The sequence below is a fragment of the Parashewanella hymeniacidonis genome (genome assembly GCF_016900895.1).
GTDB classification, from domain to species: Bacteria; Pseudomonadota; Gammaproteobacteria; order Enterobacterales; family Shewanellaceae; genus Parashewanella; species Parashewanella hymeniacidonis.
The window spans coordinates 1-18,231 of sequence record NZ_JAFEUN010000014.1 but is presented as its reverse complement, the minus strand read 5'-3'; the positions used below and the strand labels follow the sequence as shown (position 1 = coordinate 18,231).

Genomic DNA, 18,231 nt, shown 5'->3' with positions numbered 1-18,231 from the left:
TATTAGTCAACCGATAAACGCTGTTCGCATTTTTTAACATCTTCAGGTGTATCAACTTCTTGTGAGTTAAATGCACTGATGGCGATTTTAATCTTATGACCATGTTCAAGCGCACGCAATTGCTCAAGACACTCTAGCTGTTCAAGTGTGCCATGAGGAAGTTTGGCAAATTCTTGAATAAAGCCACTGGTATATGCATACATACCGATATGTTTATACGCTGGATAATCTTTTGTATCACGACCAAAAGGGATACGTGCGCGTGAAAAATATAGTGCATGATGATCATTATCAAATACCACCTTTACTTGCATTGGATCGTCAATATCACAGGCTTTAGTGATTTGGTAAGCAAGCGTAGCCATTTCAAATTCGTCAGGGTGTTTCTCAAAGAGATTAATAAGTTGCTCAATTGAAATAGGATCCACCAATGGTTGATCACCTTGAAGGTTGATGATCACTTCATTGTCAGGTAAGCCTAATGCTGAAATTGCTTCATTGATTCTATCGGTACCTGTTGCAGCATCTGGAGAAGTCATTACAACGTTGCCTCCAAAAGATTCGACAACGGATTTTATGCGTTGATCATCAGTCGCAACGAATATATTGCTTACACCTTTTGCAAGCGATGCTCGTTCGTATACGTGCTGGATCATTGGCTTACCCGCTATTTGTGCTAGAGGTTTGCCAGGAAAGCGAGTTGAGCCGTAACGCGCAGGGATAATCAATGTGTAACTCATCAAAAAACCTTAGAAAAAGAAATACCAGAAGTTCTATGAAGTGAATGATAACAGCTCCAAAGGAAGGAATTAAATGGAGCTGTTAAAATAAATCGAAATTTTGAGTGGATAGATTACTTTTTCCACATTGTATGATCGACGGTTACGTCAAGGTCGTTCAATAGACCATTATCAATACCGTAAATCCAACCATGAATTGCGACGTCTTGACCGCGCTTCCATGCTTGTTGAACAATAGTAGATGTTGCCACATTGCCTACTTGTTCAATAACGTTCAATTCGCATAAACGATTAAATTTGTCTGCTTCGCTTAATTGCTCAAGTTCAGCAGAATACTTGTTATATGTAATTCTAATATGATCAAGCCAATGATCAATCAAACCAAAGCGTTCACTGTCTGACATTGAAGCTTTCACACCACCACAGCCATAATGACCTACAACCATAATGTGTTTTACTTTTAGTACTTCAACGGCATATTGAATCACTGAAAGACAGTTGATGTCCGTTTGAACGACCTGGTTAGCAATGTTTCTATGAACAAAAACTTCACCCGGCATCACATCAATGATTTGATTTGACGGAACACGGCTATCAGAGCAACCAATCCATAAATATTCAGGTGTTTGTTGTTTCGCGAGCTGTTCGAAGAAATCTGGCGTTTCTTCTGTAATTCGCTTTGCCCACTCTCGGTTATTGTCAAAAAGAGGTTTTAGTAGTTTCATAGATTAGGGTACTTACTTAACGTTATAGAAATTATATCAACTTCTCGAAGAGATGTGGTCTGCGGAGGCAACTCTATAAAAATACTCCGTCACAATATCTTCAAGTTGGAGATCAACTTCATTAAAAAGTTCTATTTGTTGTTCAGTAATGATTCTACGTAATTCTTGTTTGTCGAACAACGCCATATATTGTAAGGATTTAGGGGCATAACTTATATGCCAAGGCTCGGGACTAACGCCACTTTTACCTTGCTGATACGGACGATAAAAACCATATTGATTCGCGTTTTTATCTAACCAGAGTGATAACGCTTCACACGGTCCACCTGTTTGGTACTCTTGCGGGATAAGTTGAATATCTTTTTTGGCTATAAAGCGTGGATCAAATACGTCAATATCGGTTCCCCAATGATGACGAGATGTACCAGGTAAAGCAGACCAAGTTAAGATAGAACGAACAAGTTCTGCAGCAGATAAGGTTGATATATCAATGGGGGCTGAGGCCTTATTAAGTACTTTGCGTTTACCGGTTGCTTTGTTATTCCAAATTGCCGCTTGTGCTTCAAAACTTCGATAACTAGAACAGACGGCAATGGCTATACCGTCTTGTTTTGCGCTACTTACTAATGCACTAAATGCATTAGCTGTATCATATTCAAACTTAAAAGCGTCTACTTCAATTAATTGGCTGGAGTCGAGTCCGTAAAGATACTGATTGCTTATTGTTTGTGAGCACATAGTAAATTTTCCAATATTTTTTCATAGCAATGAGTAAGTATTACGAGATCATCCACGTTTACACATTCGTTCACTTTATGAATCGTGGCGTTTACCGGACCAAGCTCAATAACCTGTGCTCCAGTGGGTGCGATAAATCGACCATCTGAAGTTCCACCAGACGTTAACAGTTGGGTTTCGTAACCAGTAACATTAACTATCGCTTTTTTTGTCGCTTCCACTAGATCACCGTGATCAGTCAAAAACGGTAGGCCATTAAATATCCAATTGATGTCATATTCTAGTTTGTGTGAATCTAAAATATCGATAACTCGTTCAATCAACTGTTCTGCAGTGACTTCCGTTGAATAACGGAAGTTAAACATAATGTCTACGCTTCCTGGAACAACATTAGATGCACCAGTTCCACCATTAATATTGGCAATTTGAAAGCTGGTTGGTGGAAAAAAATCGTTGCCATTATCCCACTGAGCTTGTGAAAGTTCAGTGAGTGCTGGCGTAGCTTTATGAATAGGGTTTACTGCCAGGTGAGGATAAGCAACATGCCCTTGAATGCCTTTGACTGTAAGATTGCCAGTTAAGCTGCCACGACGCCCATTTTTAACTACGTCACCCAATTTCGTCGTTGATGACGGCTCACCGACAAGAGCCCATGTGATCTTTTCATTACGAGCTTCCAGTGTATCGATAACGCGTGTCGTCCCGTTAATGAACGGGCCTTCCTCGTCACTGGTGATTAAGAACGCAATGGACCCTTGATGGTCTGGATGCTTTTCAATGAAGGTTTCTATTGCAACAATCATTGCTGCTAAAGAGCCTTTCATGTCAGCAGCTCCTCTCCCATAAAGCATGTCACCAATCATTGTTGGTTCAAATGGCGGTGTATCCCAATTTGACACATCACCTGTTGGAACAACATCTGTATGGCCAGCAAAACAAAATACTGGTCCTTCTGTGCCACGACGAGCCCACATGTTGGTTGTGTCTTCAAACACCATAGATTCGATGGTGAAGCCAAGATTTTCGAGTCGACTTGCCATCAGTTGCTGACAACCCTCATCAAGCGGCGTTACCGACGGCCTTGAGATAAGTTCTTTGGTTAAATTAATCACTTCATGAGTCATGAATTAAATATCTCTTGGTATTGTTCAATCTTAAAACCAACATACACTTTGTCATTTAATACAAGGATAGGGCGTTTGATTAAAGTCGGGTGTTCCAGCATTAAGTTCATTGCTTTTGTTTCATTAATATCTGTTTTTTCAGCATCTGATAAATTTCTAAAGCTGGTACTGCGTTTATTGAAAATGGTTTCCCATTGCTGTTTAGTTACCCAAAACTCTAATTGATCTTTTTCTAATGGCTTGTCACGGAAATCAGAGAATTCAAAATTAATTTCGTTTTGTTCTAGCCACTTTTTGGCTTTCCGAACGGTATCACAAGGCTTAATCCCCCAAAGGGTAATGTTTTTCATGTCATTCCTATTATAAATCAGTAAGATAATTTTATGCTGTTGTTAGGGTTTTATTGGTTTTTATAGAGTGTTTATAGAAGTACCGTAAAACTAATAGTAATCGATGTATGATTTTTCAAATTGTTCTAGCTCTTCTATCCATTGCGGCATTCCCAGTTTTATAGTTTGTGTTAACTTTATAAGTTCAGTGATTTCAACTAGACCTTTTTCCAATAGAAATGTGTAGAATTTTTTGAATGAGGTGCCATTACTTTTTAAAGTACCTCTAGAAGACCAAGATGCTTTACGGATAAACCAACTCATAAAAAATGGTACATCGGCTATGCCATCTTCTGGGCGAATATTTTCGTAGTAAGTTAAGTAATCATTAATGAAAAACTCAACATTCGATGTATGAGTATCTATGGTGGTTTGCTTTAAGCCTGACTCTATAAGCCACTTTTCGAATTCAACGAGTAATACATTATTTTCGGCAATAAGTTCGTCTAATTGATCTTCAGTTAGTTCTTCTTGGCTCATATATTTTCAAAAGGGGATAAATTTTAAGTTTGATTTTTGCAAACAAGTAGACTCTATTGCAAGTTATTGTGCATTGAAAGTCTTCCTGATTACCCTTAAATCTCAATCAAACCTTAGTTACACATGGTATCTAATTGAAATATTAAGTTTTTGTTGCCATCATACCAGCAAAGGCAGGTATCCAGTGCCTCATTAATAAAAACTAAAGCCGCTGGACTACCGACATACACATCTGTCGTTATTTCATTTCCTGCCTTCGCAGGAGCGACAACAAAGTTAGCTGAACTTTGTCGGTAATCAGGAAAGTCTTTACGGTATATCTTTCAAAAAGTGCTCACAAGACGAGATCCCATAAATAGTAATGTTTTTCATGTTATTCCAATTTCTAATCAATAAGTTATAGTTATCGCATTAGTTGCAAATATACATTTCTAATGAAGTATTGATAGAAGTACCGAAAGCCTGAAATTTTCAGGCTTCAAAATGATCAGTCATCTTTCTTTTGAGATTGACTCTGTTGTTGACTGGATGTAGCTGGTTTCATTTTAGAGATCCCTTCTACACTGTTCTTCATCAACTTAGTATCATTTTTGACAACCATTTTTTGAGTTGAAGATTCACTTTTTGTCATTGCTTTTTCCTGAACTATTTGAATTTCCAGTAGGCTTGAGCTTTGAAATTCCTTCAATACTCTTTTTGACTTCAGTAATACCACTAAAACTATCTTGTGCGTGGCCTTTGGTAGATGGTTTGGTTTTCTGCTCTTCTGACATAACAATCTCCTTGATTTGATTTTTAAATGAAATCATAAGGTTTGATGCAGATATACTCAATATAAAGCTAAATAAAATTGCTAGATAAAAAGAGTTTTTTGCGGTTTTGTCATATTTTCTCAAAGTGGCTTCATCTTGGGTGCAATCTTGATCACTAATCAATTTGACAAGTAATTCAGCATTTTTGCCAAATATTGTGATAATGCTATAGATGCAGATTAGATACGACGACGATGCAAACAAGAAACTGATGTTTTCAATTAATGTTAAATCTGTTTTGAGGTTTAGAAAGGTCAGTAAGACACCCAGCCCTGCAACTGAAAGAGTCAAGATGCTCCATCTTGGTGTTGTAAAAAGATGCATAAGCTTGACTGTGAAACTCTACAGAATAAGCATCTTGAAGAGACTTGTTTTGCTCTTCATTATCATTAGCGTCGGTACTTGGTTCTTTATGTTCACTTGAAGAGTAGTGGTTCGTAACTCGGCAAAAAATATTCAAGGTGGTGTATTCGCAAATTTAAAGTTTAAAGGAAATCAAATATTTCCCTATGTTAATACAAATCTATAGAGTGATCCAAATTGCTCAAACTTAAAGCAATTTATTTGCGGCAGATCTTTCACTAAGTGCTCGCAGTTTTTAATACCAAATAAGATTGTATCAGACATTTCTATTTTGCTTTTATGGAAACAGAGATGAGAGAAAATAGCATGATGAAATTAATTATTTCATCATGCTTGGGAGGAGTTTATAAGGTTACGTTGAATATAACGTCAGATTGAGCCATTACATTCCCATCAAATTTTTTGATAGACTTAACATCTTCCATGTTAGCGAGCACAACAGGAGTTAAAATACTGTCAACTTGGATTTGAATAAAATTCAAGTCAAAAGAAACGATTGCATCTCCCGCTTTGACTTTTTCGCCTTCTTCAGCAATGCGTTTAAACCCATTCCCTTGAAGCTCAACAGTACCGATACCAAAATGAACAAAGAGCTCTAAACCATCATCAGATTCGATACTGAATGCATGATTGGTTTCAAAAATCTTCCCGATTACACCATCAATAGGAGCATAGAGTGTGTCTCCATTTGGATAGATTGCGATTCCATCGCCCACTATTTTTTCAGCAAAAACCACATCGGGTACTTGCTCAATGTCGACAATTTTACCAGAAACGGGCGCATAGATATTAATCCCAGGGTCGATAGTTTTTTGCTTTTTGAATAGCCCTGAGATTTTTTGAAATAATCCCATAATGACCTCTACTTTTATAATTATTGTTATTTAGTATTAAGAGTTGAGTTCTGAAATACGCTTCGCTTTTATGGCTTTTTGTGCAATTAATTTGAATTCAGCAAGTTTGCTGTTACAAATAAGCGACTTAATTTCCAACACATTAGAGATATTAACACTCAGCTCTTTTAATCCCAAGCCTAATAGAATAGGGACCGCATTTTTATCACTCGCTAACTCTCCGCACAATGATACCTCGACGTTGTGCTTATTCGCTTGATCAATCGCAATTTTAATCAATTTTAAAACAGAGGGTGATAATGATGGATAAGTGCAGGTTAGTTCTAAATTGCCTCTATCTGCCGCCATGGTATATTGGGTTAAATCATTAGTTCCAATACTAACAAAGTCTACCAAAGGCAAAAGTGAGTCAAGGTTTAGTATCGACGCAGGGGTTTCCAGCATAATCCCTATTTTAGGCTGTTTATATGCAATTTTTTGTACAGAGAGTTCTTCTTTACAAGACTCAATAATCACTAGAATGTCTTCTAACTCTTCGACTTGGTTTACCATTGGAAACATTAAGCGAACAGAACCATGATTTGCAGATCTTAATGCGGCTTTTAACTGCGGCTTGAAGTACTGATGATGTTTCAAAGAAAATCGACAGCCACGAATCCCAAGTGCAGGGTTCTCTTCATCAGCTTGCCTGAAGAATGCAACGTCTTTGTCTGCTCCAATATCAAGTGTTCTGATCGTGAGCGGAAGTCCTGACAGTTGGTGTAACGCATCACAATAGTGTTGGAATTGCGTATTTTCACAAGGGTATTCTGTGGAATTGAGCAACATGAATTCTGTACGCAGTAAACCCACACCATCAGAACCTAGATCTGACATTCGAGTTATTTCACTTAATGAACCTGCATTGGCATAAATAGTGACAGCTTGGCCATCGAGAGTTACTGCCTTTTGATCTTTATAAGCTGTCAGTTGCTTTTGCTGTTTACGTTCTTCATCTACAACAAGCTTAATTCCTTTTAAGTCATCCTCTGATGGTGATTTATAAAGAAGTCCATTAATGGCATCAACAGCTATTTGTTGGCCATTATTTATGCTTAACCCTGTGTAGTCGCAATTCAACAGCGCTGGAATTCCAGCTGCGCGAGCAAGAATTGCGGTATGACTCGTTAATCCACCTGTTTGTAATACAATTGCTTTGACATGCTGGAAAGGTAACATGGCAAATTCTGCTGGCGTAATATCGTGGGCGAGAATAATACTTGGTTCAAAAATAAAGCTCATATCCCAACCTAAAGTGCCATTAATCGTGGCGATAAGCCTTTTGGCTAATGCTCTTATATCATTAGCTCTACTTGCAATGCTTGGGTCTGGGATTGACTCAACTTCAATAGCATGTTGTTCAAAAACACGACTGACAGCCATCGAGGCTGTATAACATTGTGTTTTTATTTCATTGTTGAGTATATCGAAGAGCTCATCATCATTAAGTAGCAGAATATCAGCTTCGATGAGGTCATAGTTTTCGCTGTCTTCAGGTAACTGTCTTTGACCGCCAATAAGTAATTCAGTCAATTCTAAAATTGAATCACTTACTTTCTGTTGCTGCTCTGTTATACCTGCGAGATTTATGGTTCTAAAATCAACCGAAGCGTCTTGTTCAATAATATGGACAGCTTGCCCAATAGCGATTCCAGTTGAAACTACTACGCCTGAAACAGTCATGTAATTACCTAATTAACTTAATGTTGCCAAGAGTTTAGACACACTTTCGACAGCTTCTTGAGCCCGTTCTCCAGTGGCAATAACCTTCACTTGAACGCCTTTATATAAGCCTAGCGTTTGAAGTTTAAATAAACTTTTTGCACTGGCTTGCTTGCCATTACATTCAACGATAACATCACAATCGTAGGTTTTAGCTGTTTTTACCAATAATGCAGCTGGCCGAGTATGAATGCCATGTTCAGCCGTTATGGTGATTTGTCTTTCGTACATTTTTCTCACTAAGGTACATTCTGTTGTTATTATTATCCCATCAAAGGCGTTTATATTCCAAAATTATTAATTTGTATCATTTTGGTAACTAACTGCTTAAAATCCAATCTAAAAATAGATTTTATACTTTGCTTTTTGTTAATTTTAAGCACACTATTAAGTAACTCCTTTGTAACTTAAATATAAAGGCCGTAATTATTTAAGAGTAAATTTTATGGTTAGTAATAAAATAATTAAGTCTGATGATATTCTTCTAAAGCTCTGTAAATCTGTCTCTTGTGTGCTTTCTTCGGCTACCAATAGTCATATAACTCACTCTGACATGATTCAAAGCATTACTAAAACCCGTTTAAAACCTGACCTTGGGTGCTTTTCTATCTTCGATGGTGGATTTTCTGGGTTAGTCATTATCAATTTTTCTGCTGAGGCTGCGATGGATATATATCGTAGGTACATGCTCAGTATGGGTATTGATGAGTCCGAATTAGCTGTTCTTCATACTTCCGATGAAGTTGGAAATGTGATGGGTGAGTTAATGAATCAAATGCTTGGTGACTTTATTAATAAAGTGTCAAAGGAACTTCAGACTTCGATAAAACAAAGCCAACCAAAAATGCTTAATGTTAATCGAGATCTAACGATATCGATTGATGCGAATCTTGATGCACCTCAAGCAAGACGAGTTTCGTTCAAGACTGAAGAAAACCATGTGTTTTATCTCGAATTTGCTATGGACAAAACGACCTTCATACAGCTTGATGAGTTTGAAATGGATGAGGACATTGACCCTGAAAAGTTAATTGAAATTCATGGAATTGATTTGCCGCGTCAGCATCAAAAAAAGCCTGATGCTACGACAACATCTTCACACGATGATTTGTTGGATGAATTAGGTTTATAAATATTACAAAAAAGGCGAGAGTTTATATCTCGCCTTTTCAATGAGCTTAGTGAGGGCCAATCTCAATAATAGCGCCAGATTTTGGACTGAATAATTGTTGATATAAACGCCCAGCAAAATCATCCGTCATTCCTGATATGTAATCAGATATTACTCGCATTCCACAACCATGCTTTTCTATACAAGCTTTCCACTTTTCTTGTGTGCTGTAAGGTAATAGTCTTTCAGGATCTGAAGCAATGGCCTCAAATAATTCCATTACTATTTGTTGGCCCTTAAATTCAAGCATTTGAATTTCTGGACGTCTAATGACCCATTTATATACAAGTTGTTTTAAGGCATTTAACACCTGATAGTAATCAGGCTGCATGACAGCGTTGTATTTCAGTAGTGGTTCATCGAAATTATCATCAATCTCGATATTAATACTTGTCACCAAGCTATTAACCAAAGTGCCTATCGCATTTTTTCTAATGTGATGTTCAGTTGCAAAGAGTTTCTCTGACAAATTAAGAATCTCTGACCGTATCCATTGATTGTCCAGCGTTGATATCGTTTGTTTTACGTTTTCATTCCAATGCTCAGGTTTTACAATGCCCATTACGATGGCATCTTCTAAGTCATGTACGGCGTAAGCGATATCATCAGCTAACTCCATAACAGAACAATCTAAAGATTTATATTGCGTTCTCTTATGATGCTGTCCCTCAACCACCGCTGGTGTTAGAAATCGTTCTCTATCTTCATGCGATAAAGGAGATAAAACCCAATCGAGCGTCGCTCTGTCGTGGTGATAAATCCCTTTAACTACAGGCCAATCAATAGGCTTTAATTGACGGTAGTTAATGACTTCTTCAAGTTGATATTGTTGGAATAAAGTATGATATGCCGCTGGGTATTTCAATACGCCGAGTAATGTACGCCTTGTTAGGTTCATTCCATAATCTGGTGTGTAAGGTTCTAAGCAAGTGAGGATTCGAAATGTTTGACCATTTCCTTCAAATCCACCGTAATTGCGCATCATATAATTGAGTGCAGTTTCGCCGCCATGCCCAAACGGAGGGTGACCGATATCATGTGATAGACATATCGTTTCCATCAAACTATCAGAGCAAAGCAAGTGATCTAAATTTGGGTATTTATCTTTTAATTGTGAAATGACACCTGTACCGATCTGTGAAACCTCAAGAGAGTGTGTAAGTCTTGTGCGGTAAAAGTCATTCATTCCAATCCCAAGTACTTGTGTTTTAGCTTGGAGTCTTCTAAATGCTGCAGAATGCAACACTCTTGCACGGTCCCTTTGATAAGGTGTTCGATGATCTTTTCTACGTTTATTCTCTTCGGTAAATCGGCGATGTTCCCAATAGTTCTGCGTCATAAATGTCCTTAAAGAGAAATGGCTCCTTAATGTCTTATTGCGATAAAGGAGCGGATATCAAATCATACTTGCTGACAGTCATTATATGCTGTCATTAGGGCTGTTAAAACATGACTACGTGTGATGATACCGATCACTTGGCCTTGCTCATTAATTACCGGATAGTTTTTAGGTTTTGCACCAAGCATCATTTCGGCAAGGTTCAATAGCGAGGTATTTGCATTAACTGTCAATGTGTCATGCCTCATGACATCAGAGACTCTGAGGTTTGAATCGCAATGGTAGCTGGCATGTAATAATGGCTTTAATAACTCATGCTCAGACAGATAACCCACCGGTTTCTTATTTCTATCAAGTACCGGAGCGCTGATAAGACTATAGTCTTTAAGCTTTAAAATAGCTTCTGTGATTTCTGTTTCCGCATGAATCGTAGGGAAGGTTGGTTGCATGTAGTCTTGGACAATAAGTTCTTTCATTATTCTTCTCCGTTATTTTCTTTCCACAATTTCAGTATGGTAGAAAACGAGAAACTTGAACAATGGTAAAAATCGATTTTAGTAATCGATTTTTACCATATAGAGAAACCGATATAAAATTACACATTCAACTGAGTCAAAAAATTTAGATAAGACACATTCAAATTGTCATAAAACATAAATTTCTTTAAAACATACTGCCAAGAGTTTTTGTAGAAGTATACTTTTTCACAATAACTTTAAGATTCTTTTGCGATAAATTGTTTACCTAAAATTATATTGCTTCAGACTACTCTTGGAATTGCATTTTATATCGATTGCGTTTTTATTCAATCAATCGAACTTGAGTTAGCTTCAAATATTTTATTCAACTTATCAGCGAGCCTAATCCCTGCCTGTTTCATTCTTAGTTCAACTTCATCTCTGTGTTTATAGATGTATCCATAACCTAATTGAGCAACATTATTCTCGTCGCTTTTGTAATCGTAAATAGTGTCTCTCAGTTTTATAGATTCGTCAGCCCAATCAGAATAGTTCCCTTTAATCCATTGCTGTTTTTCATTTATCGATATTGGCATGAAGTCTACATATTCTTTATAACTGAGTTGCTGATGCTCGATGATTAACGTGTCCCAAACTTGATGGAAATTGTACTTTTCATCACCAAACCAGCTCACTTTGATAGTACCGCCTCCACGGTCGTGTTTATGACTCACATGGAGTGGTTGATGTAAATCACCGACAAGGTGAGTGATAAATGCCAATGCTTGCCAGCGTTTTTCATCGGACAAGGATTTATCTGATAATTGCTTTTCAAATCGATCTAGCGCCTCAAGAATATCACCTTTGGGATTTCTTGAAATGCTCTCCCATTCTCCAGACTTTTCGGCATTTATGTAATGCCATGGGTTTGCATGCCGCCAATTTTTGTCTGATTTTATTTCGTCAGACCATGTTGATAACCGGGCGAGTGGTACGCCTTTTGTGAGCTCTAACAACTGGGCCTTTGCCTGTGGGCTTAAATTCATTTGCGCTATGTGCGCAACAATCCGATGTCCGTTTCTTCCAAAGGCTTCAGCATTATTGGTTATTGAGCAAACGGTTGCGGCACAAACAAATGCAATAGCGACTTTTTTCATTTTTATCATCCATTTTCACGTTATCCCTATCTTGACGGATGATGGTTACACAAATGTTACTTGTTTGACAAATTGTCACAAATTTGAAACTTTATGTTGGTTTAATTCTGGCGGTTTTATAAAGAATGATTTTAAGCATGGAAGATTTATTACGTCTTTAACCTCAACTAAAGGAAACAATGATGATTAACCATCGTCTTTCACTACTATCCAGTGCGCTCGTTATTGCATTAGGTTTAAGCGCTCCAGCTTTTGCTGATGACACTTCTTCTGCTGTTCGAGGTGAAGTAGTTGGACCAAAAGGAAACCCTGCGGCGGGTACTATCGTAACATTCATACATGAACCATCTGGAACGACAAAAAACGTTAAAGTAAACAGTTCAGGTTTATTTTCAGCAAAAGGCCTACGCGTAGGCGGCCCATATACTATCAAGGTCAATTCCAATAAGTTTCAAAACCGTTTAATTAAAGACGTTTACTTGAAGCTTGGTGAGCCTCTAGATCTTAATTTCAGTTTATCAAGTGATAACATTGAAACGATGCAAGTCACAGGTTCTCGTTTAACGGCTCAAGAATTCGGTTATGTTAGCCCAGGTTCTAACTTTAACATTGCTGATATTGAAACTGCTGCATCTGCTGATCGAGATATTAAAGATGTTATTCGTGTCGACCCACGTATTAATATTGAAGAAGCTAATGGTGAAGAAGCCATTATTTGTGCGGGCAGTAACCCTCGTTACAGCAGTTTGACTGTAGATGGGGTTAGAATGAATGATAGTTTTGGCCTGAATAGTAACGGCTATCCTACCGTTAGAATGCCATTTTCATTTAGCTCTTTAGACCAAATTCAAGTAGAAATTGCCCCCTTCAATGTCCAAGCTGGTGGTTTTACTGGTTGTAATATCAATGCAGTAACAAAATCAGGAACGAACGAAATTCATGGAAGTGTCTTCTTTGATTACTCAAGCGATTCACTTCGTGGCGACAAGTTAAATGGTGAAGCTGAAGATACAGGTGATTATTCAGAGAAACGCTATGGCTTTGATATTGGTTTACCCATCATTGAAGATCAATTGTTCCTATTTGCTAACTATGAAAAGCTGGAAGGCGCACAAATTTTCCAGTATGACGCTTTAGGAAACCAAGTTTCCCAAGCTGAGCTTGATCGTGCTATTCAAATTGCGCAGAATGTTTATGGTTATGACGCTGGTGGTACACCAGGTTCTATGCCAGTTGATGATGAAAAAATTCTTGTCAAACTTGATTGGAATATTAACGAAAATCATCGCGCATCATTAATTTATAATTACAATGATGGTTTTAAAATCTCACAATCAGATAACCGTAATAATACTGTTACGTTATCGAACCATTTTTACGAAGTTGGGGCAAAACTCAATTCGATTGTTGGATCTCTGTATTCGGATTGGAGTGATAACTTTTCGTCTGAGCTTCGTCTAGGACAAATTAAATTAGATAACCGACAACGTTCACTTGATGCCGCTAGTGGTTTTGGTGAAATTCAAATCGAGCGTGTTAATGGTGCAAGCATCTATATCGGCCCTGATGATTCTCGTCAATCAAATGACTTAGACTGGGAAAGTCAAACACTTAAATTAACTGGTACCTACACATTAGATAATCATACAATCACTGGTGGTTATGAGTATGAAAACTTGAGCGTTTTCAATCTATTCATGCAACATACTATTGGTGAATATCGCTTCAATGGCCTAGATGATTTTGAAGCTGGGCTTGCAGACGATATCTATTACAATAACTCTGCGGGAACAAATAACCCGAACGATGCTGCAGCAAACTTTGAATATGCAACTCATGCTGCTTACATTCAGGATGAGTATACTTTTGATGATGTCGACTTAACCTTATTATTTGGTTTACGTTATGATTGGTATACCAGCTCTGATAAGCCTCGTTACAACAAAGTATTCCATGAGCGTTATGGCTTCCGTAATGATGAAACTTTAGACGGTAAAGATTTATTACAACCTCGCTTTGGGTTTAACTGGCGCGTACAAGATAACTTAGAGCTTCGCGGTGGTGTAGGCCTATATTCTGGTGGTAATCCAAATGTATGGATCTCTAATTCATACTCAAATGATGGTATTACCAATATTGATACGTACCGTAGAGATCTTCAGCTGTTAAATCCTGATGGCACACCTATTTCTGGTTTGCTTAGTGGAGAAGGTCGTCCAATTTATGATCCTTTACAAGACCAAGTAGACGAAGTAGCAAGAAATAACCCTAGTTTTGGTAATGAGCCGTCAGTAAACGCTATTGCTGCTGATTTTGAAATACCATCAGAGTGGAAGTATAACTTAGGCTTTACCTATACCACTGAAAGTGAGTATATTTTCCAAGGTGATTTCTTGTATTCTCAAAAGCAAGACAGTGCAATTATTGACGCAGCTTCTTGGGATGATAACAGCCGAACTGAGCTGTTTGATGGGCGTGCTGTTTATGATTATGTAACCGTTGGTCAAGACGAAGATGGGGCTGTGAAGCGTAACTTCCGTAAGAGTGATTTTGTTCTCACCAATGCTAAAGAAGATGGTAAATCAACAACCATTTCTTTTGCTGTTAAGAAAGAATATGACTTTGGTTTAGACGCATCGTTCGGTTACGCCTTCAATAGATCTGAAGATGTATCACCGATGACCAGTGCTGTGTCATATTCTAACTTCAATAACTTCGCAACTATTGATGCACAGGATCCAGGTTTAGCGACATCCAACTACGAAACACCACACCGATTCACCTTGAACTTACGCTATTCAGCAGAGTTTGTTGATGGTTATGAAACAGGTTTCACGCTGTTTGGTTCTCGTACTAAAGGACGTCCATTATCTTATACATTCGACGGATTAAGTGTTGGAGCAACTGAATACAGAAGTCGTAGACATCTACTCTATATCCCAACGGTGGATGACCCGAATGTCATTTACGGAGCCGATTTTGATCAAGCCGCATTTAATGAGTTTATCGAAGATAATGGTCTTAGTCGCGGAAAAATCGTAGATCGTAACTCTGATAATTCATCTTGGTACACACGCTTTGATTTTAGAGTTGATCAGGAGCTACCTGGATTCCATAAAGATCATCAAACAAATGCTTACCTTGTGATTAAAAACCTAGGTAATTTAATTAATGATGATTGGGGCGTGAAGAAAATTGGTAACTTTACCGCTCAAAATGTGATTTCGGCATCAATTGATGATGGTAAATACGTTTTTAATGAGTTCGTTCCAGCTAATGTTGCGCAATCAACTCATTTAGCTCAATCACTATGGGAAATTCGTTTAGGTGTTAACTATAAGTTCTAATTAGTTGTAGTTTCATATAAAAGTAGAGGCCTTGACTAAGTTCAAGGCCTTTTTTCATTCCATATCAAATCAAACTTTTGTATAGTATCGAACTAAATAATACTGCTAGGAAATAGTATGAAAGCGATTAAAGAAAATGCGAAGCGAAATCGTCGCCAGCGTAAAAAGCTTTATCTTGATGAATTCACCGTTAATGGTATTTACTTCCAGTTAACGGTAAATGCGGATGTTGAAGTTCAAGAGCAATTCGTTGAAGAGTTAACGGATTTTGTTGATAACAACGATATGTATGGTACAGGTACATATGGCATTGGTGAAAAAGCGGAATTTTGGGTGTTCCATAATGAACGTTATCAATCACCGTCAGATGAGCAACAGCAAGCATTGAATGCCTTTTTAGAAAAGCACAGTACTGTTAAAGCTATTGGTAACTATAAGAGTATCAATGTAAATTATCCTGAACTGTAATTCTTTGATGTACAAGGACGTATATCTTTCTTCATTTATCTTTATCTGCATTGCTTTGCTCTAGAAATTGTTTTATTAATAGATAATCATTCGCAATAGTTGGTTTATAAGATGGACTTCCCTGTATCCGGTACCTGCCAATGTGGACAGGTCAAAATCACATTACTAAAGCCACCTCAAAAAGTCGTTGCTTGCCACTGCAAAGAATGTCAAAAATTATCTTCAAGCCCATATAGCGTAACGGCTCTCTTTGGTAAACCTGATTTAAAAATTGAAGGTCAACTTTCAACTTGGAATAGAGTCGCAGATAGCGGTAGCGATAATACGGCAAAATTTTGTCCAAGTTGTGGCAATAGAGTCTATCACTTTAACCCTAGCCAACCTGAATTGATTAAACTGAAACTCAAACCTGTTGGTATTCAAGATACTTCAATATTTAAGCCACAAGCTCATGTTTGGACTAAGGAAAAGCAAGCTTGGTTTGTTTTGCCTGATGACGTGCCATCATACAGTGAAATGCCAGCTTAACTCATTCAAAGCAGGGGAGCGTGATATGAATTATTCTTCAAAGACGGCAAAATTGTTTCTGAATCTTTATCCACCGTATGTGGGCGCAGGTGTACGTATTGACTATATCTGTGCAGATTGGACTGAAATGGAAGTTTCCATGAAACTGCGTTGGTTCAATAAAAATGCGGTTGGAACTCACTTTGGTGGCAACCTCTACTCGATGATTGACCCACACTATATGCTGTTATTAATGAAGCTACTCGGTAATGATTACCATATTTGGGACCAATCAGCATCGATACGCTTTGTTAAGGCTACTAGAAAACGAGTTAAGGCACATATTCATGTTTCTCCAGAACGACTGCTTGAAATACAACATCACACGGCTAATGGAGAGAAGTACTTAGCAGAATTTAGGCTGGATATTCTCGATGATAATAATGAGCAAATTGCTGAGGTTGAGAAAGTCATCTATATCAAAAAGAAAAGTAACTGAATCATTAAAATAGGGCGCTTATGGAAGAGCTAAAACAAAGAACGACTTCAATCCAAGCTGCAATACAAGCCAGGCTTGTTACATCGAAATTTTTAATGCCGACTAAACTTGAATATCATCACGAACTGAGCAATAAGCTTGGTTTTGAGTTATTGTTTAAATATCAACACTTCGGACAGTTTTTAAACTTTCGCCGTTTACAATAAAATAACTCATTGAATTTTAAGGAATCCATGTTTTTAGATTCAAATTTTTAAGCTCAGTAAATTCAATCAGTTATAAAAAGTGTCCTAACCATTGTAAATATGAAAATCACAATTTAACCAACAGTTTTAAAATCCGTGGCGGGATTAATGTATTGCACCATGTAAAACAAGGTGGATATGAAGGTGTTGTAACGTTTTCAACTGGCAATCACGGTCTTTCTGTTGCCACAGCAGCTCGTCTTTTTGGTCTTAAAGCTAAGATAGTAGTTCCTTTCGGTAGTAACCAATCCAAAATTTCAAAAATAAAAGCAACTGGAGCAGAATTGATTGAATTTGGCTCTAATTTTGATGAAGCCGCTTCTCTTGTCAATGATATTGCAGAAACGGAACATCTTTATTTTGTTCACCCAGCCAATGAACCAGAATTGATAAATGGTGTCGCAACTGAGTTTCTAGAAGCTATTGAGCAACAACCAGATATTGATACAGTGATTTTACCGATTGGTGGAGGAAGTGAACTTGCCGCTGCAGTTACTGTTCTCAAATCAATAAACCCCAAAATTGAGATTATCGCCGTACAAGCTGAAGCCTCCTCTGCGGCCTACCAATCTTGGAAGTGTGGGCGAATCACTTCAGACAAAAATCAGACTTTTGCTGGTGGATTTGCTACTGGCACAGCATATACAACTACGTTTGATATCTATAAAGATGCTTTAACTGATTTTGTCTTATTAACGGAAGATGACTTATGGCGCAGTATAGGATTGGTTCATCATTACACATCTAATCTTGTTGAAGGTGCAGGAGCATCATGTTTAATGGCTGCTTACAAAGTAAAAGAACAACTGCAACATAAGAAAGTTATGATTCAAATCAGTGGCGCAAATGCTTGTAGTCATGAATTAAAAAAGAGCCTTCATTACAGTACATTCGAAACAGGCTGTTTCGAGTAATAAGCTAATTAATTTTTGGAACCCATCAAACATGGGTAACAAATTAAGAAGAAAAATCTGAGGAGAAAAGCTTTATTTTTGAGATAATAAGTCAACCACGACAACTATCAAAATAAAATGGCGATTCTGAACAAAACACC

20 protein-coding genes are annotated in these 18,231 nt (G+C 37.6%); 6 read left to right on the top strand and 14 right to left on the bottom strand.

Annotated elements, in window-relative coordinates; translation table 11 throughout:
- Positions 1 to 2: 2 nt before the first annotated feature.
- The 11 genes from kdsB to JQC92_RS04705 all read right to left on the bottom strand — a co-directional run bounded on the left by kdsB (position 3) and on the right by JQC92_RS04705 (position 8,217).
- Positions 3 to 740: a 3-deoxy-manno-octulosonate cytidylyltransferase gene (kdsB, locus tag JQC92_RS04755; RefSeq protein ID WP_204998575.1), complete on the bottom strand. Its 738-nt coding sequence runs from the start codon at positions 738 to 740 to the stop codon at positions 3 to 5.
- Between the two features lie 113 nt (positions 741 to 853).
- The gene (can, locus tag JQC92_RS04750; RefSeq protein WP_204998574.1) at positions 854 to 1,465 is read right to left on the bottom strand and encodes a carbonate dehydratase; all 612 of its coding nucleotides are present in this window, start codon (positions 1,463 to 1,465) and stop codon (positions 854 to 856) included.
- Positions 1,466 to 1,501: 36 nt separating this feature from the next.
- Positions 1,502 to 2,203 carry a M15 family metallopeptidase gene (locus JQC92_RS04745; protein WP_204998573.1) on the bottom strand — a complete coding sequence of 234 codons (702 nt, stop codon included), beginning with the start codon at positions 2,201 to 2,203 and terminating at the stop codon, positions 1,502 to 1,504.
- Positions 2,185 to 3,327, bottom strand: a complete 1,143-nt coding sequence (dapE, locus tag JQC92_RS04740) for a succinyl-diaminopimelate desuccinylase (RefSeq protein WP_204998572.1) — start codon at positions 3,325 to 3,327, stop codon at positions 2,185 to 2,187. The genes JQC92_RS04745 and dapE overlap by 19 nt, the downstream gene beginning before the upstream one ends.
- Positions 3,324 to 3,668 carry an arsenate reductase gene (locus JQC92_RS04735; protein ID WP_204998603.1) on the bottom strand — a complete coding sequence of 115 codons (345 nt, stop codon included), beginning with the start codon at positions 3,666 to 3,668 and terminating at the stop codon, positions 3,324 to 3,326. Before JQC92_RS04735 ends, dapE begins: the two co-directional genes overlap by 4 nt.
- A gap of 99 nt (positions 3,669 to 3,767) precedes the next feature.
- Positions 3,768 to 4,196: a hypothetical protein gene (locus JQC92_RS04730; protein ID WP_204998571.1), complete on the bottom strand. Its 429-nt coding sequence runs from the start codon at positions 4,194 to 4,196 to the stop codon at positions 3,768 to 3,770.
- A 487-nt stretch (positions 4,197 to 4,683) separates the two neighbouring features.
- Positions 4,684 to 4,827 carry a hypothetical protein gene (locus JQC92_RS04725; RefSeq protein WP_204998570.1) on the bottom strand — a complete coding sequence of 48 codons (144 nt, stop codon included), beginning with the start codon at positions 4,825 to 4,827 and terminating at the stop codon, positions 4,684 to 4,686.
- The gene (locus tag JQC92_RS04720) at positions 4,814 to 5,299 is read right to left on the bottom strand and encodes a hypothetical protein (protein ID WP_204998569.1); all 486 of its coding nucleotides are present in this window, start codon (positions 5,297 to 5,299) and stop codon (positions 4,814 to 4,816) included. Before JQC92_RS04720 ends, JQC92_RS04725 begins: the two co-directional genes overlap by 14 nt.
- Before the next feature lie 416 nt (positions 5,300 to 5,715).
- Positions 5,716 to 6,225, bottom strand: coding sequence for a PTS glucose transporter subunit IIA (gene crr / locus JQC92_RS04715; protein ID WP_204998568.1), 510 nt, complete (start codon positions 6,223 to 6,225; stop codon positions 5,716 to 5,718).
- Positions 6,226 to 6,261: 36 nt separating this feature from the next.
- Positions 6,262 to 7,947 carry a phosphoenolpyruvate--protein phosphotransferase gene (gene ptsP / locus JQC92_RS04710; RefSeq protein WP_204998567.1) on the bottom strand — a complete coding sequence of 562 codons (1,686 nt, stop codon included), beginning with the start codon at positions 7,945 to 7,947 and terminating at the stop codon, positions 6,262 to 6,264.
- 12 nt (positions 7,948 to 7,959) lie between these two features.
- On the bottom strand, positions 7,960 to 8,217 hold the full coding sequence (locus tag JQC92_RS04705) for an HPr family phosphocarrier protein (protein WP_204998566.1): 258 nt from the start codon (positions 8,215 to 8,217) through the stop codon (positions 7,960 to 7,962).
- A 214-nt stretch (positions 8,218 to 8,431) separates the two neighbouring features.
- Here JQC92_RS04705 and JQC92_RS04700 point away from each other — a divergent pair, with 214 nt between their 5' ends.
- Entirely contained in the window at positions 8,432 to 9,118 is a 687-nt protein-coding gene (locus tag JQC92_RS04700) for a DUF3334 family protein (protein WP_204998565.1), read from the top strand.
- A gap of 46 nt (positions 9,119 to 9,164) precedes the next feature.
- Here the strand turns inward: JQC92_RS04700 and JQC92_RS04695 are convergent, their stop codons facing one another.
- From JQC92_RS04695 to JQC92_RS04685, 3 genes are all read right to left on the bottom strand, one after another.
- Entirely contained in the window at positions 9,165 to 10,496 is a 1,332-nt protein-coding gene (locus JQC92_RS04695) for an anti-phage deoxyguanosine triphosphatase (protein WP_204998564.1), read from the bottom strand.
- Between the two features lie 62 nt (positions 10,497 to 10,558).
- Positions 10,559 to 10,972, bottom strand: coding sequence for a CBS domain-containing protein (locus JQC92_RS04690; protein ID WP_204998563.1), 414 nt, complete (start codon positions 10,970 to 10,972; stop codon positions 10,559 to 10,561).
- Positions 10,973 to 11,301: 329 nt separating this feature from the next.
- The gene (locus tag JQC92_RS04685; protein WP_204998562.1) at positions 11,302 to 12,111 is read right to left on the bottom strand and encodes a S1/P1 nuclease; all 810 of its coding nucleotides are present in this window, start codon (positions 12,109 to 12,111) and stop codon (positions 11,302 to 11,304) included.
- Positions 12,112 to 12,290: 179 nt separating this feature from the next.
- On the opposite strand from JQC92_RS04685, the gene JQC92_RS04680 reads away from it, so the two are divergent.
- The 5 genes from JQC92_RS04680 to JQC92_RS04660 all read left to right on the top strand — a co-directional run bounded on the left by JQC92_RS04680 (position 12,291) and on the right by JQC92_RS04660 (position 18,091).
- Positions 12,291 to 15,458, top strand: coding sequence for a TonB-dependent receptor (locus JQC92_RS04680; protein ID WP_420851293.1), 3,168 nt, complete (start codon positions 12,291 to 12,293; stop codon positions 15,456 to 15,458).
- 117 nt (positions 15,459 to 15,575) lie between these two features.
- Positions 15,576 to 15,926: a 50S ribosome-binding protein YggL gene (locus JQC92_RS04675; protein WP_129947510.1), complete on the top strand. Its 351-nt coding sequence runs from the start codon at positions 15,576 to 15,578 to the stop codon at positions 15,924 to 15,926.
- A 111-nt stretch (positions 15,927 to 16,037) separates the two neighbouring features.
- Positions 16,038 to 16,454 (top strand): GFA family protein, encoded by a 417-nt coding sequence (locus JQC92_RS04670; RefSeq protein ID WP_204998560.1) that lies wholly within the window; start codon positions 16,038 to 16,040, stop codon positions 16,452 to 16,454.
- Between the two features lie 25 nt (positions 16,455 to 16,479).
- Positions 16,480 to 16,932, top strand: a complete 453-nt coding sequence (locus tag JQC92_RS04665) for a DUF4442 domain-containing protein (protein WP_204998559.1) — start codon at positions 16,480 to 16,482, stop codon at positions 16,930 to 16,932.
- Positions 16,933 to 17,161: 229 nt separating this feature from the next.
- The gene (locus JQC92_RS04660; protein ID WP_204998602.1) at positions 17,162 to 18,091 is read left to right on the top strand and encodes a pyridoxal-phosphate dependent enzyme; all 930 of its coding nucleotides are present in this window, start codon (positions 17,162 to 17,164) and stop codon (positions 18,089 to 18,091) included.
- Positions 18,092 to 18,231 lie beyond the last annotated feature (140 nt).